A 20,247-nucleotide genomic window follows, 5' to 3' on the forward strand; every position below is an offset into this window, starting at 1 on the left:
CTAGTTGAGTTGCATGAAAATATTGATAAATTAGCAGGCATGGATGTAGAAATGTATGTACTTAGCAAAGATTTACCCGAGGAACAACTTCAATTATATAAAGAATTAGAAGGGATTTATGGCAAAAGCCTCTCCTTTGTTTCTGATCCCGATCTGGAATTAATTGATTTCATGGGTATGAAAAATGGTGATGTTGCGTATAGAGGCTATGGGATGCTGGACCAGGATGGGAAGGTCGTTTTTAAAACGGTAAATGATCACTGGGGAGAACAAATTGATAAAACAGTGGAAGAAATAAAAAAGGAATACAACAAAATAAAATAACAACACAGAAGCCACAATCAACTAGATTGTGGCTTCTGTGTTGTTAAAAGAATATAACCTAAAAGTGGAACCATTAATAGAATGATACGTCTAACTAAATAGGAGGGATTAAATGAAAAAATGGGGTCTCTTTATTTTCCTGTTGTTTGTATTAACGGGCTGCCGTACCACACCATTTGACGGTCATTCAGTCATTGATTGGGTTGACTTTATTAAATGGGATGGTATCGAATACAATGGTATTTATTCCGGTGTTATAGCGAATGAAGAATATATAGGAGAAAAACTCGGTACTGTTAAATATAAAGTTGCTGATAACGTGACAAACCCAAATTATAAAATCCGGAATGGTGATGCTGCCTTTCATGATAAAGGAACAGAGATTTTCACAATCAAGGGACAAACAAATTTAATTGCCGTAAAGGATGCTAATCAAATTAATGGGTATAAAGTATATCGCTCTCATGAATCTGAAAATCAATGGAATTTCAAGGATTTAGACAAGGATAGAGTGAACAAAGTGGAGATTTATCAACCCTATACCGCTGAAGGTAATAAACTACTAGGTAATTATACAAATCATGAAGAGCTTAATCGCCTGCTTAAGCTATTACAGAATAGTGAAGAATCACCCAATTTTCAACCTAATATGTCAAAAGGTGACCCGGACTTTTACCAAATCGTTATGTATACTAATGAACCCATTGCTTACAAATTTGACGTGCAGTTTGACGGAACCAGCTACTTTTGGTACCCGTGGGATACTGCCATTATATCAAATGATATTCAATCATTTTTAAAGGAAAAATAAAAAGCTAATCAGTTTGATTAGCTTTTTAACTTTATAGTTTTCGATACCAGTCTGCAGCTGCTTCTACTTCTTCTTTGGTCAATTGATGACCTCGATGCTCCCAATGCAGCGAAACGTCAGCATTGGCTTTCTCTAATAATGATTGTAACTCTTCTGATTCCGTAGATGGACAAATGGGGTCGTTTGTTCCTGCAGCAATAAATACATGCTTACCAGTTAAATCAGGAAGTTCAATGCCATGTCTCGGTACCATTGGATGATGCAAAATCGCACCCTTTAAAGCATTTTGATAATGGAACAGTAAACTAGCAGCTATATTAGCTCCATTAGAGTAACCGATTGCGATGATGTTCTCACGATCAAAATCATATTTTACAGCAGCCTCATCTAGGAATTCGTTTAACTCTTTGGTTCGAAAAATTAGATCTTCTTCATCAAATACTCCTTCTGCTAATCTTCGGAAGAAACGTGGCATTCCATTTTCTAAGACATTTCCCCGGACGCTTAAAACAGAAGCTTCATCATCTATCATTCCTGCTAGCGGCAACAGGTCTAATTCATTTCCACCTGTACCATGAAGCATAAGAAACGTTGGTTTTGCTGAATCTTTTCCCTTATTAAATATGTGTTTCATAACTTTACCCCTCCAAAATCATTTAGGTCTTTTCATTGAAAATATCTCACCAATTTTTGCATAATTCGTACCAGCTAATCGGCTAACAGCTCCCAATCCTGCTGGATCAATTCTACCCTTTTCATATATTTCATCCTCAATATGAAATTGAACGACTTTACCTATGATTAAATCACATCCAGGAGAAGTCTGTTCCCCTAATTCTAACGAATGTTCTAAGGTACATTCCATCCGGATTTTTGATTCCGATACACCAGGCACTGATATTTTTACGCTCTTTGCTAGTGTGAGGTTTGCTAAATCAATCTCACTTTCATTTGGCCGCAGACTAGCAGCAGTTTTATTTATCTTTTCAACGTTATCTTCGTCAACAATATGGATGACAAACTCTTTTGTATGGAGGATATTACGTGCAGTATCCTTTTGCCTTCCCTTTGAGCGTTGAATCGATAAAGAAATCATAGGCGGATTGGATGAGACAATATTAAAGTAACTAAACGGCGCACCATTTATTATCCCCTCATCATTCATAGTAGTAACAAAGGCGATGGGTCTGGGAATAATACTGCCAATTAACAATTTATAATTTTCCCTTTCGTCGTTGTTGGCAGGATCAATCGCAAGCATGAGAAATCACTCCTCTTAGTCTAATTTTCTTACATGGAATGGTAGCAAACCTTGTTCAATTTGTCCTCTATGTTGCTCATATTGTTCAGGCAGCATTAAATTCTCACCCATCGTTTCGTGTGTTTCGTCATGAGCAAATCCTGGTGGATCGGTTGCAATTTCAAAAAGGATTTCACCATGCTCCCTAAAGTAAATCGCATTAAAATAATTTCTGTCCTGTACCGGTGTAACACCATAGCCATTTGCGGAAACGTACTTTTTCCAATCTAGTTGATCTTGGTCATCAATCGCTCTCCATGCGATATGATGAACGGTACCAACGCCCATTTGTCCTCTACCCATAGGAGTTAATTTAAGATCAATTATATTTCCAATGTCAGCGGAAGAACGAAAACGTACAAAGTCACCTTCTGTCCCGATACGCTCAAGGCCCATTACATTTTCTAACGCGTCTGCTGTCTTTTCAGGTTGTGATGATAATAACGTTGCTCCACCAAACCCTTTGATGGCAACATCAGGTGTTACATCACCAAACTTCCACGGATTTGCTTCTCCATCCTCTCTTTCAACAATTTCTAAATGAAGACCATGTGGATCATCAAAAACTAAATATAACTCACCAAAACGATTCATTTCTGAATATGTGACGTTAAACTTTTCTAGTCTATTTTTCCAAAAGTCAAGTGAACCTTTAGGCACCACATATGAAGTCACACCTACTTGACCGTCACCGATTTTACCTTGACGTGCACCTGCCCAAGGGAAAAAAGTAATGATCGTCCCTGGTTTTCCCCCTTCATTCCCAAAGTACAGGTGGTATGTTCCAGGATCATCAAAGTTTACGGTTTGTTTTACCAAGCGAAGCCCTAAGACCCCCGCGTAGAAATCAACATTCTCTTGTGGATGTCCGACAATTGCCGTGATATGGTGAATACCCATTGTTTTTTTGATCATTATAAAAACTCCTTTAACATGGATGAATTACTAATATTTTTTTCGATTGACGAGACATAAATGCAGTGATGTCTTATTTTGCCCATATTCCTCTGTCTATTAAAAGATTTATATATTATCTCGAATTCAAGATATAAAAGCAAAAAAATAAGTCGGATTATATCTCGAATTTGAGATAATTTTATAACAAATATCCATCCTAGTCAATAAATATTTATAACTAGAGGGAAAAAGGGTTTGTGTAGAATCAGATTGGGTGTCTGATGCCTATGAAGAAGCAAAATAGGGTTGAGCGGGAATCAGAACCGCCCTCTGATGCCCGTGAAGAAGGAAAAAGGAGTTGAGCAGGAATCAGAACAGCCCTCTGATGCCCGTGAAGTAAGTTATTAGGATAAATTAAAAAGCGATTACCCTAAAAAAATAGGGTGACCGCTTATTTTTTATTTAAAACTTTAGTGTTGAGTATGGGAAAAGATTGAACATAAAAACTATTTATAAACCAGTGGTTGAATGGTTTGATTGTCACCTACTAACGTAATTTCACCAAATGGCTTAGAATCCCCCACTGCCGCGTTGGCTGAAATAATACTTCCACTTCCTACAACTGCACGGTTAATTACTGCATTTTCACCTATCACCGTATTGGGTAAAATAACGGAATCCTTGATCCTTGCACCTTTGCCCACTGTCACTCTATAAAACAATACAGAATTCTCTACCTCCCCATAAACTTTACAGCCTTCACTAATTATGGCCTGATGTAAGGAGGCTTTTCCATCTAGATACATCGGTGGATGGCTTATCCCATTTGTATAAATGATCCATTCCTCATTTTTTAAGATCGGATTCGTATTTACAGAAAGTAGATCCATATGTGCTTCCCAAAAACTTTGAACCGTTCCGACATCCTTCCAATACCCATTGAAATGGTATGCATGTAAGTGACAGTTTTCACGAATCATAGCTGGAATAACATCCTTCCCAAAATCCTTAGAAGAAATTGGATTGTTTTCTTCTTTTACTAGATATTTCTTTAATACCGGCCAATTAAATAAGTATATACCCATAGAAGCTAAATTTGACTTTGGCTGTACTGGCTTTTCTTCAAACTCTATTATCCTATTTGAAGCAGGATCAATATTCATGATTCCGAATCTGTCGGCCTCACTCCAAGGGACTTTAATAACTGAAATGGTGGCATCCGCCCCAGATTGCATATGTTCATTAACCAGATGACTATAATCCATTTTATAAATGTGGTCACCGGAAAGTATGAGCACATACTCTGGATTCTGGCTTTCTATATAGCGGAGGTTTTCGAAAACAGCATGTGCGGTACCTTCATAGCGGATCTCTTCATCATCATTTTGATTTGGCTGAAGGATGGCAATACCGCCTATTTTATTTTTTAATCCCCATTTCTCCCCATCTTCAATGTAATTTTGGAGACTTTCTTGTTTATATTGTGTGAGAACTCCAACGGTATCGATGCTAGAGTTTTTACAATTACTAAGTGCAAAATCAATAATCCGGTACTTTCCTCCAAATGGAACTGCTGGTTTTGCTAAGTTCTGTGTTAATTCCTTAAGACGGGTTCCCTTTCCACCAGCTAACAACATGGCAATGCATTTCTTTTTTGACATTTGAACCTCCTCTTTCACTTTAAAATTCATTATGTATCTCTTATATGCCCTCATTGTAGCACCGTAATTAACAGGTAAATATCAATACTTTGCGACGGGTAAAACGGTTATTCGACGCAATTCTTTTTCACTTACTAAAATAAACAAAAAATCATGTATAGCAAGCAACAAATACAATCTGTTTGTGTCGAATTAGAACGATGTAATAATTGAAAAATATGAATTCTTTGTGAATACTTAAATAAATAAAAAAACACGCTGATTTCGTTTTCAGCGTGTTTATCTCTATGATTAATGTCCGACCGCTTTTTCCAAACCTCCTGGCTTGTTATGCACCGCCAGCTTTTCTATCAACTTATTACTCTCATTATTAAGACCAATTAACTGAACCTTAATTCCATTCTGATGATATTTAAGAATTACCTTGTCGATAGCACCAACAGCTGAATCATCCCATAGATGGGCTTGTGTTAAATCTATTGCTACCTCAGATACCTGGTCGTTGTAGTTAAAGCTCTCAACAAATTCTGAAACGGATGCAAAAAATAATTGTCCAGACACTCGATATACTTTTTTATGAGCTCCTTTGGAAGCTAGAGTTGTTACCTTCACTTTAGAAATCTTAGAGGCAAAGAAAATAGCACTTAATAGAATTCCTACTAGAACTCCTTTTGATAAATCATGTGTCATCAGTACAGTACCAACCGTTGCAATCATTACAATCGTGTCAGAGATTGGAGTCTTATGAATGTTTTTAATCGATGACCAATCAAATGTTCCAATGGAAACCATAAACATAACTCCAACTAATGCTGCCATTGGAATTTGAATTAAGAAATCATTTAAAAGAATAATTAATACCATTAAAAAGACACCAGCAACTAAGGCGGATAGTCGGCCTCGACCGCCTGATTTCACGTTAATGACAGATTGCCCAATCATCGCACAGCCTGCCATACCGCCGAAAAATCCTGAAACAATGTTGGCAATCCCCTGTCCTCTTGCTTCCTTGTTTTTGTCACTGGTTGTATCTGTCATATCATCCACAATCGAAGCCGTTAATAAGGATTCCACTAATCCAACAATTGCAATCGAAAGTGAATAAGGGAAAATGATCTTTAGTGTTTCGAAATTAAATGGAATATCAGGGATTAAGAAAAATGGCAAAGTCTGTGTTAATTCCCCCATATCGCCAATTGTACGTACTCCACTACCCGTCATTACGGCAATAACAGTGATCGTGATTATCGCAACTAATGGAGAAGGAACAACTTTAGTAAAACGCGGAAAAATATAGATAATGGCTAAAGCTCCCGCCACCATTGCATACATTACCCAAGTTTCACCAACAAAATGAGTTAATTGCGCAGAAAAAATTAGGATTGCTAATGCGTTTACGAACCCAGTCATTACCGAACGTGGGACAAATTTCATTAATTTTCCTAATTTAAGAACACCCATTACAATTTGAATTATACCAGTTAGAATAGTTGCAGCAAGTAAGTATTGTAACCCGTAGTCTGCCACTAACGTCACCATTACTAAGGCAGTTGCACCTGTTGCTGCCGATATCATTCCTGGTCTGCCACCTACAAAGGCAATCACGACTGCAATACAAAAGGAGGCATATAAACCAATCATAGGGTCAACACCAGCAATAAGGGAGAAGGCAATTGCTTCTGGAATTAATGCCATTGCCACCACAATTCCAGATAGGATATCTCCTTTGATATTGCCAAACCATTGTTCCTTCAATGTGTAACTTTTCATGAAGCACCTCTTTTCAATTTTTTCATTTATTGATGACTTTCAACTCTCATGAAAGTCAGGGCCGTTGTGAACAAAACATAGTATAATAGATTGTGACAAATTTGTGAAATTGAATGTAAACGCACTCAATTTCCTTTCCTTTTGATTTACTCCTTGTTACGCTTGTTTTCTACCTGAAGCTGTGAAAACGAAAAAACAGAAGGGGCTATCCCTCCTGTTTACCATTACTCAAGCTCACGTTTTAAAACTTCTTTTAATTCAGTCCAATCTTGGATACGAGGATATTTCAAGTGTCGATTATACGACTGGTCCCTTACATATACGTTTAGTGAATCTTGAGAAAGAGTATCTAATACTTCCGCTTTATCGTCAAAATAATAGTCTAGCTTTAATTCCTTGATTATTTGCACCTTTTCGTGATCCTGCATTCCATAGAAAAAATGGTCATCACGAACAGGGAAGCCTCTTTCCTTCATCCACTCTTTTGTACGTTCACCATGATCTTTTGGCCGAGCGGTTATGTAATAAATTTCGTGCCCGTTTTTATCTAGTTCCTGTAAGGTTTCAACCGCGTTTGGAAATGGAGGACAGTCGGTGTAATAAATCTCTTCTAACGATGTTTTCCACATTTTGTTTCCCTCTTCATCACTTAATCCAAAGGGCTCATGAATTTCAACCCTTTTTAACTCGTGAAAAACTTCAGAAGGTACATTTTTGTTTAACCTTTTATTATATATTGTGAATGCATGCTCTCTTAAGTTGATTAATGTATCATCAATATCAAAACCAAATTTCATTTTAAAGCCCCTTATGTGAGTAGGTTGGGTATCCAGTAATTTTATAATCGCTGCCAATTTGCTGTAGTGAAAGATTTGATAAATGAACTGCGTCTCTCACTTTATCAAAACCAGCTCCTGCTAGGAATGACGGAGAGTTATGACCGCCAATGATTTTTGGAGCAACATAAAGGACGACCTTATCGATTAACTTTTTCTCTAAAAATGCCCAGTTGATGGTCCCTCCTCCTTCAATTAAAACGGAGGAAACTAATTTTTCACCTAGTATTTGTAGGACTTCAGCTGGATTAACATGCTTTCTTCCGGACGTTTTAAAAACGGAAACTCCAGAGTTTTCGAGTACTTTACGCTTTTCAATGTCATAATTTTCACCTGTGAATATCCATGTTTCTGCCAGCTTATCTGTAATAAGTTTAGATTCTAATGGTATTCGCAAGGAAGAGTCTAAAACAATGCGGATAGGATTACGGCCATTTGGTATTCGAGTAGTAAGTTCAGGATCATCCTTTATTACTGTATTAACCCCAACCAGAATCCCCATATTTTCATTCCGAAGATGATGCACATCCTTCCGAGCTTCCTCAGAGGTAATCCATTTACTATCAAATGAATGTGTCGCAATTTTCCCATCTAATGTAATTCCAGCTTTTAGCGTTACAAATGGTGTTTTTTCAACAATGAATTTATTAAAAACCTCATTCATTTTTTGTGATTTTTCCTGACGAACGCCAACCACGACTTCTATACCAGCATCCTCGAGGATTTTCACACCATTCCCTGAGACAACTGGATTGGGATCAAGCGTTGCAATCACAACCTTTTTGATTCCTGCCTCGACAATGGCTACAGCACAAGGACCTGTTCTTCCGTGATGAGAACATGGCTCAAGGGTTACATATATGGTACCGCCTTTTGCTTTTTCCCCAGCCATTCGTATCGCATGGATCTCAGCATGAGGCTCCCCCGCCTTCAAGTGAGTTCCAATTCCAACGATCCGGTTATCATTGACAATGACGGATCCTACCAACGGATTCGGATCTGTTTGTCCTTTCATTGCCTGTGCATTACTTAGGGCTAAATCCATATAAAAATCATGATTAGTCATTTGGACAAGTCCCTTCATCTTCTTCTAGATGACCGGACTTTTTAATCTTAGTCTGTAAATATTTCTCATTATATTCAGATACATCACCCCATAAAGGCTGTCTGCCTGAAACTTCTAATCCAGCCTCTTTTAAGGCATTTAATTTTTTCGGATTATTGGTCATTAAGGTTACAGGTTTTTGACGAATCGCCTTAAGTACTTGTATGGCGTCACTATAGTTTCTAGAGTCATCTACAAATCCAAGACCTTCATTTGCTTCTACGGTGTCATAGCCATTTTCTTGCAGAACATAAGCCATTGCTTTACTAAATAAACCTATTCCTCTTCCCTCATGATTTGCCAGGTAGAATAATGCTCCGGTTCCATGTTCCTTAATCATCTTCATGGATTGTTTAAGCTGATACCCGCAATCACATCTTTTACTTCCAAAAATATCACCTGTATGACAAATGGAATGCATGCGGATAATTGCTTCCTCAGAATACTCAAAATCTCCGTAAACTAACACACTGGATTGCTGAAGTTCAGCTAAGTTAGAAGAGGATAATTTATCAATAATTCTTTCATAATCCTCCGTAACCTCGTCACAATTTAACCAGCAATACCACTTGAATTCAACCGTTTCATTGTATAAATTCACTGGCAGCTTAATGGGTCCAACTAAATAAATGGCACCCTTTTCTGTTTTAATTAATTGAATTTTGTCTTCTAATACCGAAAGCACTTTAGAGTCAAGAGCCTGCTTCATTCAAATATCCCCTTTTTTTAATTAGTGTGTCGATTTTGTTTTTATTTCATGCCAACCTCAACTGGTATTGTCTTCATTATTAATGAGCTAAGTAAGACCTTAAGAGGGAGCAATCGTATGAGACTGCTCCCGTTAAGTGTTATTTTATTATCAAACCTAATAACCGTGCAAATCCTAAGGCTTGATGTTCTGTAACCTCACACCCGGCTAAGTCTTTCATAGATACATTTATCGTATCAAATGTGCAGCTGCTTAAATCAATCCCTTTTAAAGGGGTTTGTTCAAAATTCGCATCATTTAAATCACAGTCCTTAAATGCTATCTTACTAAATTTGGATTCATAATAATCAGCGCTTCGGAGTGAACACGTATCAAAGTGTACCTGCTTAAGCTTTGAATATCCAAAGGAAATCAAATTTGCATTACAGTTTTGAAATAGAACATTTCCAAGGGATGCGTCTGAAAGATTAAGACCCAATATTTTAGAATCTTTAAATTCAACCCGATGAATACTTCCATCTCTAAAGTCCGTATTCGATAAATCACAGTGATCAAAAATTACGTCTGTTAATTCAATTCCTTTAAAAGAAACATCTACAAATGTGACATTTTTAAAAATGACTTGTTCAAAACGTATTCTATGTATATCTTCATTCATAATAGAACAATCACTTATCAGACACATTTCGTAGTAGGATTCATCTGTTGAATGGAATGCTGCAGATGTTATGCCTTCTGGAATTTTAGGCTGCTGGATTTTTATCTTCATTTAAAACACCATCCTTTATAAAAAAAGACCTTTGTTTCATACAAAGGTCTACTTCAAGCCCTATTCACCTAAATCCACATTGTGGTAAATTCGCTGGACATCTTCTAAGTCTTCCAATACATCAATCATTTTTTCGAATTTTGCTTGTGCATCCTCTGGAAGAGTCACTTCATTTTGTGCGAGCATAGTTAATTCAGCTACTGTAAATTCAGTAATACCTGCGTTTTTAAAAGCTTCCTGCACTGCATGAAACTGGTCTGGCTCTGCATAAACGATTACGGATTCATCTTCTTCGATAATATCACGCACGTCTACATCTGCTTCCATCAAAATCTCAAGAACTTCATCAGCTGTTTTTCCTTCAAGACCAATAACTGCTGTAGCATCGAACATATAAGCAACAGATCCGCTGACCCCCATGTTTCCGCCATTTTTACCGAAAGCAGCCCGAACGTCAGAAGCTGTGCGGTTCACGTTATTTGTTAAGGCATCAACGATGACCATTGAACCGTTTGGTCCAAAGCCTTCATAACGAAGTTCGGAATAGCTTTCTTCTGAACCGCCTTTAGCTTTGTCTATCGCACGGTCAATAATGTGTCTTGGTACATTATACGTTTTAGCACGTTCTAATACGAATTTTAAAGCCTGATTCGATTCAGGGTTTGGTTCACCCCTTCTCGCAGCTACATAAATCTCAACTCCAAATTTTGCATAAATACGACTTGTATTTGCATCCTTTGAAGCTTTTTTTTCCTTAATATTGTTCCATTTACGACCCATACTGTCCACTCACTTTCAACTTTGGCTCTATAGAAAAATAGTAATAGAAATAGGCTTATTCTTCAACCATTTTCTAAAATGATAGGTTCTACCAGATAATATTATACCGAAATTACTAAATTTGTCATCATTCCTTATGTATTTTTAAATAGCAAAAGTCAGGAGAATTGTCCTGACTTTTTCAAGTTAGTTTTAATTTAGCAATAAATTTGATTTCATTTTGAAATTTTTCTAGAATTTCTTCAAACGTTGAATTGATTAATAGCGGGAAAAGATTTTCAAGTGCTTCGTAATAATTTTGTCCTAATGCTTCACGCAGCAGAACATATTCATGAAATAGCAACGCTTTCTCAAAGTCAATACCTAGTTCATATAAGCCGCGGAACAATGTCTCTTTTGGGATTTGTTTTATCTTTTTATATATTTTTTCATTTTTTTCGATAAACTTTTCTTCTAAATACCGTGTCACATAATCTCTATAAACCATTTGGCCAATATCATTGGTTTCTTTTTTTAAATAGTTAAAGCCAATCACACGACCTTCCTTATTTTCACGGATAATAAATGTCTGATTCCCTTTTAAATGTTGGATAAAATTCTTAACACTCTTATCAAAGGTTTTGTTGAATTTAATGATTTGATGCAATTTGATGGCAAAATCCGTATTTTCTTCACCGACTACAAATAATCTGTCCACGATAGGCAAAAGCTTTAATACTCCTTCAGAAAGCTGACTCGAAGCATCATAGATAATAATATCGAATACTTTCTTCATCTTTTTAACAATTTGTTTTTGTTCTGTTAGTGTCAATTTAGAAAAATCATGGATAACCTCTTCAGAAAGACCTTCTCTTTCTAGTGTCCCGTATGAAATAAATGCAGCTGATAAATCAGTATTCAATTTTAGCCAATGATAAATAGATAGTGATAATTCCGTTACACCTGATTTCGCCTTTGGGGAATAAAAGCCGACCAAGTACATGTTATTCACCTGCCTTTTATTACTATAATATTAATTGCTTGGTTTATTGGTTAAAGACAAACTCTCCGATTGTCCCTTTTTTTTAAAAAAGGCTCTCTATAAATAAAAAAGAATGGCATCACATGTGATGTCATCCTAATGTAACCTATTTAATTATTATCCTGATACTCTTGGATTGCTCTCAAATCCACCTCTTTTATGGGATCCATCACAAAAGGGTTTTTTATTGGAAAGTCCGCATCTGCAAAGATAAACTTTTGCTTTTTTCTGATATTCATTCCCTTCTGAATCAATTAATTGAAAATCTCCGCTTACTTCCAACGGACCATTCTCTGAAATCTTAATTTTGCTATCCATACATCCTTACTCCCTTGTGTTTTTTATTAATGAATAAAATTCAGCCCGCAGGTCTGGTCGATTTTCATAGATTCCAAGAAGACTTGATGTTGTGGTAACGGTGTTAGCTTTCTTGATTCCTCTGCTGCACATACACATATGTTTCGCTTCTACTACGACTATCGTACCTTCTGGTTCAAGTACTTTATCAATGGCTTCTGCAATCTGGGTTGTAAGCCGCTCTTGAACTTGGAATCTTTTGGCATAACCTTCCACCAACCTCCCCATCTTGGAGAGACCAGTTATTTTCTCCTTGGGGATATAGCCAATATGGGCTACTCCAAAGAATGGCGAAAAATGATGTTCGCATAAGGAATAAAACTCGATATCTTTTACTAAAATCAGACCCTTATGGTGAATATCAAAAGTTTTTTCCAAGTGAATGCCAGGGTCTTCATGATATCCTTCCGTGTACTCAAGGAATGCTTTAAGTACTCTATAGGGAGTATCCTGCAACCCGTCTCGCTCCGGGTTATCACCACATAGTGTAATTAAATGTTTAATGGCTTCTGCTATTTGAGAAACATTGGAGAGGTTATTATTTATCTCAACTGTTTGTTGGTTAAATAAATGTGGGTATTTTTCAGATAAAATAAGCAATTGCTCACTCTTCATGACCACATCATTCCTTTTAAATTTGTAGGATTACTCATCCTCGAGGATAATACGTGATGTATTCTCATTAATGGGTTCATCCATAAGAACCCGAAAGGTACAACATCCATCCCCATTCTGAAGTCGTTTCTCTCTCTTTACAGAACAACCTAATAAATGTGTTAAAACTGAAACGCTTACACTGCAAAGTACAGGTCTTTCCATGGCCACATTATGAAATGGGCAGTTACGCTCTATTAGGGAATATCCATGATCATTGTTGTCTACTTCCATAAAAGAATCATCTTTCATATAAAAATCTTTTAATTTTTCGAGGCGTTCAAGTGTGCTTAACCCATTTAATTTTGGCTCCCATTGACGAATTCTTTCTTCAATCATGGCAGTAAGTAAGTTCTTTAGTACATCTCCCCCGAAAGTTGTTGTCAACGTATCTAAAACTTCAATCGTTAATAAATCATAGTTTTTATTGAATAGGTGTTCTCCAGCTGTGGTTAATCGGTACTTCCATAACGGACGACCGACACCATTATTCTCCGAAAAGCGAGTAACCCACCCTTCTTTTTCTAATTGAACGAGGTGTTGACGTACGGCCTCGCCGCTAATATCTAAGCAGCCAGCCAGCTCGCTCATCGTTTTTGAACCGGTATTTTTTATTAGGCCAATAATTCTACGGCGCGGTTCTGTCAAATGATGGACCAGGATACTCATCAACAACCCACCTTTTTTACCATTGATAAAATATATTCAGGGAGGAATTGAATTGTTCAAGTTTTTTATTGGAAAATTTGATTTATTATTTTACAAAATGGAAAAAAGTCCTTTTCATGTGAAAGGACTTTCCATCTTCTTTATTAATAGTATGGGTAACTGCTATATGGGTAATATCCTGGATACGGTGCTGGTGCAGGATATGGTGTTGGAACTGGATACGGATAGGCTCCATAGCCAGGTGATCCAAGGGCCCCCGCAGCTAACCCTCCGATTAAACCTCCTACAAATGGTGCGCCGCCATATCCATAACCGTGATAGTGACCGTGATGTCCGCCGTGATGCCCGCCATGATGTCCGCCGTGATGCCCGCCATGATGTCCGCCGTGATGCCCGCCGTGATGCCCGCCATGGTGTCCGCCGTGATGCCCGCCGTGATGTCCGCCGTGATGCCCGCCATGGTGTCCGCCGTGATGCCCGCCATGGTGTCCGCCGAATCTATTTATATCAGTCATAATTTTTATCCTCCTTGCGAAAATCCTTCCTTTTACTTTATGCAGGATAGATGTCCAGGGAATGGGCGAATATGTTGCTAGATCTTTTAGCCCTTAATTAATTCGTCACGGTCATCTGCTTGAGGAGGTTCCTCTAACCAGCTGTGATTGATCATGATATTGGCTCCATCTTCCGCATAAAGGGAGATTTCTGGAATTAAAGAAGCATATCTCATTCCTAGATCTCTTCTGGGGCTTGCTGCCATTGCCATACCATAATTTCCTACCCCGGCAGCAATCATCGCCGTGATATGGAACATGATTAGTTTATCGGAGAAGACAGGTGTTGTAGAATCTAAAACCGCCGTGTCCCAGCTCATTGGAGCAGGTAAGTCTTCTTTTTTCAAAAAGTTACTAAAAATATCTATATGTTTTTGGGCAATTTGCTTTCCTCTATATAAGTATTGTTTTATTTCTTCATTTTGGGTTGTTTGGGCAAATCCCGATATTAATGCTTTTCCAATGGCATTCGTTTGGACGTTTAGAAATAAATGAGTAATTTCTATTCCTGTAAACGCTCTTTTATGGCCAAAAAAACCAGCTAAAAACTGCTGTTTCTTCACAAAATCAACTTTATCAGGGACAGAAATATAAGGTGGTTTAATATATGTTCCCTGACTTAACATGATTTCTCTGGTGATATCCTGAAGGTGAACAGAACATTCTAATACACTTTTATGAAATGACACTACATCGGGTCGTGTTGCTAATCCGAGCGCAGCAGAACTTGCTGCCATCGCAAGTATGGACATATTTCTAAAATACATTTGTATAAAAGTATCAGAAAACAGCTTTGGTGCTTGTACATTTACATCCTCTTCATTAAAGCCGACGGGTATCGGAAACTGTTCATTAATAAAAATCTCCTGCATGGTTGAAACATTCTTCTCTGCAGACTGAAGAACAAATTCAATAATTGGCACAGTTCCTTCATCTTCTACTTTTTCTAAAAAGTATTTACTAACACAGGTGGCTAGTGAATCGTTCAAATATTGGCTCCATAATGTTGTCATTTCCGCAGCAGTTAGCTGAAGCTTATTTTTATCCTCCATAGGGCTTGACCTCGCTCTTCTCGGTACTTAATGTAAGGTAGTAATGTTAATTGGCAGACCTAATCATAACATTTTTAGATACCCAAAAAATTCCTTATTAACGTCCAAGATTCATTTTCTACCTTTACTTTTCCCAAAGTATAAGAAAAACAATAATTGAAATGGTGATATAATGGAAGAAATCAATAATGAGGTCCATTCAATGAAAAAATCACTAATAATATCCTTGATTGCATCAATTGCACTATTTCTTATATTATCTCCTATCCTATTTCAATTAATTGACTATCTCCACCCGGTTGTTATAGGTGTTGTTTTTTTCTGTATGGTTATGGCAGTATTCCTCTTAGCTTTATTCATTCGTAAACAAACCGTACAATTTTCCTATTCAAAAATCCGTATTCTATTACTTCTCTACTCATTTGGTTTATTCATTTTGCTTTTCTTTCGACCAAGTGACCAAATCTATCAGTCCATAAATCTTATTCCCTTTTCAACCATCTCCTTTTATTTATCGGGAGAGGTAAATGGTTTGATTTCCTTTTATAATTTGGCTGCCAATATCGGCTTGTTCCTTCCGTTTGGATTTTTTCTAAAAATGAGAAAATGTACCATTTTCCAATTACTTTATATCCCTATTTTCTTCATTTCCTCGATAGAATTACTCCAATACTTTTCTCAAAGTGGCAGTATGGATATTGATGATCTCATTTTAAATGTACTTGGTTTTTATATAGGTTATCTGCTATATCCTTTCTTTAACAGGGTTGTTACAGTATCCTATCAAAACTAAGAGCCATCAGGATCCTTAATAAGGACTGATGGCTCTTTACATAAAACTATTTCTTTAACATGGCAGTCAACTGAGACCATTTGAACTTTTCTCCGTATACCATTACACCTTTTACATAAATTCGTGAAGCTGCATAAGCTAACAATCCAATTGAGATTATTAAAACAGCCCCGCTAATTAACAATTCAAGGGTGGAAATTTCCCCCATAACAAATTTGGAATAGGCCACAATAGGTGAAAAGAACGGGAAGTATGTTGAAAATGTGACTAGTCCTCCTGTTGGATCCATCATGGTTTTAATTCCAACCATTAATGCTCCAACCACAAGAACCATTACAGGTCCCATAACACTGCCCAAATCCTCTGTTCTAGATATCACGGAGCCTAATGCTGCGAAACAAAGGGCATATACGAGATAGCCACAAGCAAAGAAGAAAATAAAACCAATAATTAAACCTGCATTTACTTGCGAAAGATCTAATCCAAAACCAAAGATACTAAATAAATCTTTATTAATCCAACCAATTAGATAGGCGAGATACCCTGAAAGCAAAAACACGGATACTTGAATTAGACCGGCTGTTAAGCTAGAAAGGATTTTGGCAAACAGCATGTAGATTGGTTTAATTTTTGTAATCATAACTTCCATTACTCTTGTTGATTTTTCACCAGTAATACTCATCGCAACACCCTGGCCAAACATGATAATAAAGGTGTACATAAGGAAAATGAAGACATATACAATCCCTAGGCTTCCATTGTTTTCTGCCAGCATCGTTTCTTCTACAGGTATGTTTTGAAATAATTCAGTGACAACTTCCTGAGACAAAGCATGTTCTGTGGAAACTTTGGATAAGTACTGTTGTTGTAACTGAGTGGTAAAGGCAAACATTACGGTAGGATCGGGTGACCGATGATAATAATAGTTGACAACTGGAACTGAATCCTGCTCTTTGATGACAATTAAATGATCAAGGTCTTGATCTTTTATTTTCTGTTGTTCCTTCTCTTCATTTTTTATTTGTTCTGAGTGCAGTTGTAACCCCTCAATGTTTTCCTTAAGGAGTTTGTCATCGAGGCTATAATACTTACTTGTGTTAATGACTGTAACTAGTACTTTTTCTTCGTTTGATGAAAAATGGTTATAGGCAAAATATCCTAGAATTAGAATAGAAATGACAATAGAGGTTATTCGAAACCCCTTTGTACGAATCTGTTCTTTTATATGAAATAGATACGCTGTCCATAATGCATTCATATTACGACCCCACCTTTTCAACGAATATTTGATGAAGGGTTGGTTGTAAATAGGTGACTTCGCTAACCTCGATATTTTCATTTTTTAATTGTGTTAAAACAGTAAGCGGTTCTTGGTCACTTTTTAATGGAACGATGATTCGTTTCTCTTCTTGTTCAAACGGATACTCCTGTTCCTGACAAAATGATATTAATTTATCAACATCGCCGTATAAGGATAAATACATTAATCCATAAGAGTTCTTGATGGTTTCTAAATCACCCGCTAATAAAGCTTGGCCATCCTTCATAAGTACAACTTCTTTACAGAACTTCTCTACCTGCTCCATCTGGTGACTGGACATAATAATAACTTTTCCCTTTTGTTTTTCTTCTAAGATTACTTGTGTTAAGAGATTTGTATTTACAGGATCTAATCCACTAAAGGGCTCATCAAGAATAATGAGGTCCGGATTATGTAGTAGTGTCGCAGCCAATTGAACCTTTTGCTGGTTACCTTTTGAGAGGTCACCAGCCATCTTGTTTCGATACATGGCAATATCAAATCGATCTAACCAATAGTCGACACTTCTCTTGATAATTGATTTTTCCATTCCTTCCAATCTAGCAAAATACGAAAGCTGGTCAGCAACTTTTGCTTTCGGATACAAGCCTCTCTCCTCCGGCAAATAACCAAAAGAAGCACCTTTCAGTCCCTTTTGACTTTTCCACATTACGCTTCCTTCATCCGGTGTAACCAGGCCAAGCATCATTTTAATGGTGGTTGTCTTTCCAGCACCATTTCTTCCTAGAAGTCCAAATACTTCTCCAGTAGAAACGGAGAAGGAAAGATGTTCTACAGCGTGTTTTTCCCCATACTTTTTTGTTAAATTTTCAACCTTAAGCAAAACATGATCCCCTTTTCATCAAAATAAAAAACATTCTGTCATTATTTTAAACGACAAAATGTTCTTTTTAAAGGAAAATTTTCCATTTTTTTAAACAAATACCAACAGCAGCCATAGGTAAAGACCTACAAGAGTAAAAATCAGTGTTGGCGGAATGACAATAATAGTCACCTTAATATAGTCCAGCCAGGTAATCTTTATATTATTTTTCTTCAAAATATCCATCCATAATAATGTTGCCAGGGTACCGATAGGCAGAATTAAGGAACCGATATCACTGCCGATAATATTTGCTAGATAAACCGTCTGGGTTAATAATGGTTCTAATCCCATTTCAGTTAATGCAAGTGTTGAAACCATTAGTGCAGGATGGTTGTTAAAAATATTTGAAAGAAAGGCAGTTATGATCCCCATGGTAACGCTTGCGTGAAGTAAACTGCCATTAACAATAGAACTTAGATGGTCAACCAACAGAGTTGTTAATCCTATATTGTGCAGTCCATATATGAGAACATACATGCTAAAAGCAAAGATTAAGATATGCCATGGGATTTTGGTGATGACGTCTTTCGGATTTTTCTTTAAATGAATCCATCTCCAGATTAATAGGACGATTGAACCTAGAACGGCAACCAAAGATACCGAAATGTTTAAAAAAGAGGCTACAAAGAGGCTGATCCTAACAATAAATACAAAGATGAGCATTTGTATCATTAATTTCTTTTGTTTCTCAAACATATCCTCGTTTTTTCTTTGTAGTGGATGAAAGCGATTGTTATTCAACAATGGCAGCGTGTAAGAATGGAGTCGAATTTCTTTAGGGATGTCCTTCTTGAAAACGAGAAGCAGTAAATACGCCAAAAATAGTAGTCCAATCGTAGAAGGAACAAACATCATGGCTGTTTGTAGGTAAAGATCCATCCCAATAATTTTTAGTGCAATTAAATTTACAATATTACTAACTCCGATTGGAGCACTTGAAGCAGTGGCGATTAATGCACCACTTAATAAATAAGGAATCTTTTGCCTATTCTTTAAACCGATATTTTTAAAGATCAGGATAAGGATTGGGGTGGTAATTAAGATACTGCCATCATTATTAAAAAACATTGTCATTAAAAAGCAAAGTAATAATGTATACCAAAATAAGCGAAGACCCGACCCTTTTGATACTTTTAACATCAGTGCTGCCGTCCATCTAAAGAAGCCAAAACTTTCCAGCACAATTGCCATCACAATGGTTGCGATAATGGTTACCGCTGCTCCTGTTACTTTCGAGCTTATATCCATTAAGTCTGTGAGTGAAACACTGCCACTCAACATGACGATAATTGCTCCAATCGTTGCTGGGATTGCTTCATTCATATTTTTCGGACGGATGAATATCATTACCATGGTCAGAAAAAAAGCAAATATGGTTATGACCACCGTCGTTGGATGATACATATAAGTTATTTCTCTCCCTTCAACTGTCTAAGTATATCTTTCTAAGATTCTCCTTTTTTCTGTCTTCTCTTGTCCTTTGCTTTATCATACGTAGCTCATAAGGGGCTTGAACTAAACGAATATCTTGAATTTATGTAAATCAGCAGGTATCTAGAAATTTTCTTAAAATAATGGCTGGATTAATGCCTGCCTTTTTGCAGCTAAACAAATGCCCAGCTGTTGTTTTATAGGCAGCTATCTTATAAATTTAGCGGTAACCATAAAAAACCGGTACTCCTATAGTACCGGTTTGAGTTTTATTATTTTTTACCTTTTGATTTCTTGCCTTTGGTCCCCTTACTTCCGCCGGAAGTTTTCCCGCCTTTGGAGCCTTTGGAACCGCCAGAGCCTTTACTGCCCTTGGAGCCTTTGGAACCGTGAGAGCCTTTACTGCCTTTGGAGCCTTTGGAACCGTGAGAGCCTTTACTGCCTTTGGAGCCTTTGGAGCCGTGAGAGCCTTTACTGCCTTTAGAGCCTTTGGAACCGTGAGAGCCTTTACTGCCTTTGGAGCCTTTGGAACCGCCAGAGCCTTTACTGCCTTTGGAGCCTTTGGAAC

General features: G+C 37.1%; 22 protein-coding genes and 1 pseudogene. 3 read left to right on the plus strand and 20 right to left on the minus strand.

Annotation, left to right across the window (positions count from 1 at the left end; translation table 11 throughout):
* Positions 1-9: 9 nt before the first annotated feature.
* Positions 10-324 carry a hypothetical protein gene (locus H0184_RS19405; protein WP_221827669.1) on the plus strand — a complete coding sequence of 105 codons (315 nt, stop codon included), beginning with the start codon at positions 10-12 and terminating at the stop codon, positions 322-324.
* A 112-nt stretch (positions 325-436) separates the two neighbouring features.
* Positions 437-1,135 carry a hypothetical protein gene (locus tag H0184_RS19410; protein ID WP_221827670.1) on the plus strand — a complete coding sequence of 233 codons (699 nt, stop codon included), beginning with the start codon at positions 437-439 and terminating at the stop codon, positions 1,133-1,135.
* Positions 1,136-1,166: 31 nt separating this feature from the next.
* Here the strand turns inward: H0184_RS19410 and H0184_RS19415 are convergent, their stop codons facing one another.
* The 16 genes from H0184_RS19415 to H0184_RS19490 all read right to left on the minus strand — a co-directional run bounded on the left by H0184_RS19415 (position 1,167) and on the right by H0184_RS19490 (position 15,269).
* On the minus strand, positions 1,167-1,769 hold the full coding sequence (locus H0184_RS19415; protein WP_221827671.1) for an alpha/beta hydrolase: 603 nt from the start codon (positions 1,767-1,769) through the stop codon (positions 1,167-1,169).
* An 18-nt stretch (positions 1,770-1,787) separates the two neighbouring features.
* Positions 1,788-2,396: a flavin reductase family protein gene (locus H0184_RS19420; protein ID WP_221827672.1), complete on the minus strand. Its 609-nt coding sequence runs from the start codon at positions 2,394-2,396 to the stop codon at positions 1,788-1,790.
* Positions 2,397-2,411: 15 nt separating this feature from the next.
* Positions 2,412-3,350, minus strand: coding sequence for a ring-cleaving dioxygenase (locus H0184_RS19425; RefSeq protein WP_221827673.1), 939 nt, complete (start codon positions 3,348-3,350; stop codon positions 2,412-2,414).
* A gap of 488 nt (positions 3,351-3,838) precedes the next feature.
* Positions 3,839-4,993, minus strand: coding sequence for a glucose-1-phosphate adenylyltransferase (locus H0184_RS19430; protein ID WP_221827674.1), 1,155 nt, complete (start codon positions 4,991-4,993; stop codon positions 3,839-3,841).
* 291 nt (positions 4,994-5,284) lie between these two features.
* Positions 5,285-6,763: a SulP family inorganic anion transporter gene (locus H0184_RS19435; protein ID WP_221827675.1), complete on the minus strand. Its 1,479-nt coding sequence runs from the start codon at positions 6,761-6,763 to the stop codon at positions 5,285-5,287.
* A gap of 224 nt (positions 6,764-6,987) precedes the next feature.
* Positions 6,988-7,560 (minus strand): 5' nucleotidase, NT5C type, encoded by a 573-nt coding sequence (locus H0184_RS19440; RefSeq protein WP_221827676.1) that lies wholly within the window; start codon positions 7,558-7,560, stop codon positions 6,988-6,990.
* Between the two features lies 1 nt (position 7,561).
* A complete protein-coding gene (gene ribD, locus H0184_RS19445; protein ID WP_221827677.1) occupies positions 7,562-8,665 on the minus strand; it encodes a bifunctional diaminohydroxyphosphoribosylaminopyrimidine deaminase/5-amino-6-(5-phosphoribosylamino)uracil reductase RibD in 1,104 nt (367 codons plus the stop codon).
* Positions 8,658-9,413, minus strand: coding sequence for a GTP cyclohydrolase II (locus H0184_RS19450; RefSeq protein WP_221827678.1), 756 nt, complete (start codon positions 9,411-9,413; stop codon positions 8,658-8,660). The genes ribD and H0184_RS19450 overlap by 8 nt, the downstream gene beginning before the upstream one ends.
* A gap of 139 nt (positions 9,414-9,552) precedes the next feature.
* Positions 9,553-10,182 carry a pentapeptide repeat-containing protein gene (locus H0184_RS19455; protein WP_221827679.1) on the minus strand — a complete coding sequence of 210 codons (630 nt, stop codon included), beginning with the start codon at positions 10,180-10,182 and terminating at the stop codon, positions 9,553-9,555.
* A gap of 60 nt (positions 10,183-10,242) precedes the next feature.
* Positions 10,243-10,962, minus strand: coding sequence for a YebC/PmpR family DNA-binding transcriptional regulator (locus H0184_RS19460; RefSeq protein ID WP_221827680.1), 720 nt, complete (start codon positions 10,960-10,962; stop codon positions 10,243-10,245).
* A gap of 181 nt (positions 10,963-11,143) precedes the next feature.
* Positions 11,144-11,944, minus strand: coding sequence for a hypothetical protein (locus tag H0184_RS19465; protein WP_221827681.1), 801 nt, complete (start codon positions 11,942-11,944; stop codon positions 11,144-11,146).
* A gap of 156 nt (positions 11,945-12,100) precedes the next feature.
* Positions 12,101-12,301, minus strand: a complete 201-nt coding sequence (locus H0184_RS19470) for a CDGSH iron-sulfur domain-containing protein (RefSeq protein WP_221827682.1) — start codon at positions 12,299-12,301, stop codon at positions 12,101-12,103.
* 6 nt (positions 12,302-12,307) lie between these two features.
* Positions 12,308-12,955 carry a GTP cyclohydrolase I FolE gene (gene folE / locus H0184_RS19475; protein ID WP_221827683.1) on the minus strand — a complete coding sequence of 216 codons (648 nt, stop codon included), beginning with the start codon at positions 12,953-12,955 and terminating at the stop codon, positions 12,308-12,310.
* A 30-nt stretch (positions 12,956-12,985) separates the two neighbouring features.
* Positions 12,986-13,663: a helix-turn-helix transcriptional regulator gene (locus H0184_RS19480; RefSeq protein ID WP_221827684.1), complete on the minus strand. Its 678-nt coding sequence runs from the start codon at positions 13,661-13,663 to the stop codon at positions 12,986-12,988.
* Between the two features lie 143 nt (positions 13,664-13,806).
* Positions 13,807-14,178: a hypothetical protein gene (locus H0184_RS19485; RefSeq protein WP_221827685.1), complete on the minus strand. Its 372-nt coding sequence runs from the start codon at positions 14,176-14,178 to the stop codon at positions 13,807-13,809.
* A gap of 86 nt (positions 14,179-14,264) precedes the next feature.
* Positions 14,265-15,269 carry a DUF3231 family protein gene (locus H0184_RS19490; protein WP_221827686.1) on the minus strand — a complete coding sequence of 335 codons (1,005 nt, stop codon included), beginning with the start codon at positions 15,267-15,269 and terminating at the stop codon, positions 14,265-14,267.
* Positions 15,270-15,471: 202 nt separating this feature from the next.
* On the opposite strand from H0184_RS19490, the gene H0184_RS19495 reads away from it, so the two are divergent.
* Positions 15,472-16,062 (plus strand): VanZ family protein, encoded by a 591-nt coding sequence (locus H0184_RS19495; protein ID WP_260631675.1) that lies wholly within the window; start codon positions 15,472-15,474, stop codon positions 16,060-16,062.
* A 46-nt stretch (positions 16,063-16,108) separates the two neighbouring features.
* On the opposite strand, the gene H0184_RS19500 is transcribed toward H0184_RS19495, so the two are convergent.
* The 4 genes and pseudogenes from H0184_RS19500 to H0184_RS19515 all read right to left on the minus strand — a co-directional run.
* The gene (locus H0184_RS19500) at positions 16,109-17,320 is read right to left on the minus strand and encodes an ABC transporter permease (RefSeq protein ID WP_221827688.1); all 1,212 of its coding nucleotides are present in this window, start codon (positions 17,318-17,320) and stop codon (positions 16,109-16,111) included.
* Between the two features lies 1 nt (position 17,321).
* Complete coding sequence (locus H0184_RS19505) at positions 17,322-18,206, minus strand: ABC transporter ATP-binding protein (RefSeq protein ID WP_221827689.1); 885 nt, start codon at positions 18,204-18,206, stop codon at positions 17,322-17,324.
* Between the two features lie 90 nt (positions 18,207-18,296).
* On the minus strand, positions 18,297-19,652 hold the full coding sequence (locus H0184_RS19510) for an arsenic transporter (protein WP_221827690.1): 1,356 nt from the start codon (positions 19,650-19,652) through the stop codon (positions 18,297-18,299).
* A gap of 247 nt (positions 19,653-19,899) precedes the next feature.
* Positions 19,900-20,247 (minus strand): annotated as a pseudogene (locus H0184_RS19515) (hypothetical protein); the annotation flags it as partial.

Source organism: Neobacillus niacini, from assembly GCF_019749295.1.
Classification (GTDB): Bacteria; Bacillota; Bacilli; order Bacillales; family Cytobacillaceae; genus Neobacillus; species Neobacillus niacini_D.